Raw genomic sequence first — 1,764 nt, 5'->3', positions numbered from 1 at the left:
TATTAAATTAAGACCTAAATGTATAAGTGAAAAGAAGTAAACTCCTTAGAAAGGAGGTGATCCAGCCGCACCTTCCGATACGGCTACCTTGTTACGACTTCACCCCAGTCATTGACCCTACCTTCGACGACTCCTCCCTTGCGGTTAGGCCATCGGCTTCGGGTATTGCCAACTTCCATGGTGTGACGGGCGGTGTGTACAAGACCCGGGAACGCATTCACCGTAGCATTCTGATCTACGATTACTAGCAACTCCGACTTCATGTACTCGAGTTGCAGAGTACAATCCGAACTGGGATCGGCTTTTTGAGATTCGCTTGATGTCACCATTTCGCTGCTCTTTGTACCGACCATTGTAGCACGTGTGTAGCCCAGGACATAAAGGGCATGATGATTTGACGTCATCCCCACCTTCCTCCGATTTATCATCGGCAGTCCATATAGAGTCCTCAGCATGATCTGTTAGTAACTATATGCAAGGGTTGCGCTCGTTGCGGGACTTAACCCAACATCTCACGACACGAGCTGACGACAACCATGCACCACCTGTATACATGTAGGAAACAAGTTTCCTCCTTTTCCCTATCTCTAGGTTCTATCATGTATATGTCAAGCCCTGGTAAGGTTCTTCGCGTAGCCACGAATTAAACCACATGCTCCGCTGCTTGTGCGGGTCCCCGTCAATTCCTTTGAGTTTCATGCTTGCGCACGTACTCCCCAGGCGGAGTGCTTAATGTGTTAACGTCGGCACCGAGGTTTGACCCCCGACACCTAGCACTCATCGTTTACGGCGTGGACTACCAGGGTATCTAATCCTGTTTGCTCCCCACGCTTTCGTACCTCAGCGTCAGTATAAGTCCAGTAAGTCGCCTTCGCCACCGGTATTCCTCCTGATATCTACGCATTCCACCGCTACACCAGGAATTCCACTTACCTCTCCTTAACTCAAGTTAGCCAGTTTTGGATGCACGTTTGTAGTTGAGCTACAAGATTTCACATCCAACTTGGTAAACCGCCTGCGTACCCTTTACGCCCAATAATTCCGGACAACGCTCGCCCCATACGTATTACCGCGGCTGCTGGCACGTATTTAGCCGGGGCTTTCTCCTATGGTACAGTCCTTTTCTTCCCATAGAACAGAGCTTTACGAAACGAATTCCTTCATCGCTCACGCGGCGTCGCTGCATCAGAGTTCCCTCCATTGTGCAATATTCCCCACTGCTGCCTCCCGTAGGAGTTTGGACCGTGTCTCAGTTCCAATGTGACCGTTCACCCTCTCAGGCCGGTTACCCATCGTCGCCTTGGTGGGCCGTTACCTCACCAACTAGCTAATGGGACGCGAGCCCATCTCTTACCGCCGTAGCTTTAACATTCTTAAGATGCCTTATGAATGTGTCATATGGTATTAATCACGGTTTCCCGAGGCTATCCCTTTGTAAGAGGTAGGTTGCTCACGCGTTACTCACCCGTCTGCCACTAATCCGAAGTGAAATTTGAACCGAAGTTCGCGTTTCTCTTCTTCATCGTTCGACTTGCATGTGTTAAGCACGCCGCCAGCGTTCGTCCTGAGCCAGGATCAAACTCTCAAGTAAAGTCTTGAGCTTTTAATCTGGCTCTAAATTATTTACAGTTTTTAATGTGTTCTGTTTCACTTTGTTTTGAATTTACGGGTTGTAAATTCATGACTTCTTTTCACTTATATTCCTTTGTTTAGGTTCTTGTCGGTGCTCTCTCGAGCTGACTTGTATAGTATACCATCCATTTT

General features: G+C 48.4%; 1 rRNA gene. It reads right to left on the bottom strand.

From position 1 onward, the window contains the following. Positions 1-49: 49 nt before the first annotated feature. Positions 50-1,591: ribosomal RNA gene (locus AC6FXG_RS08875) — 16S ribosomal RNA — on the bottom strand. Between the last annotated feature and the right edge of the window lie 173 nt (positions 1,592-1,764).

The sequence above is a fragment of the Ezakiella massiliensis genome (genome assembly GCF_059862345.1).
This window is presented reverse-complemented; position numbering and strand designations above follow the sequence as displayed.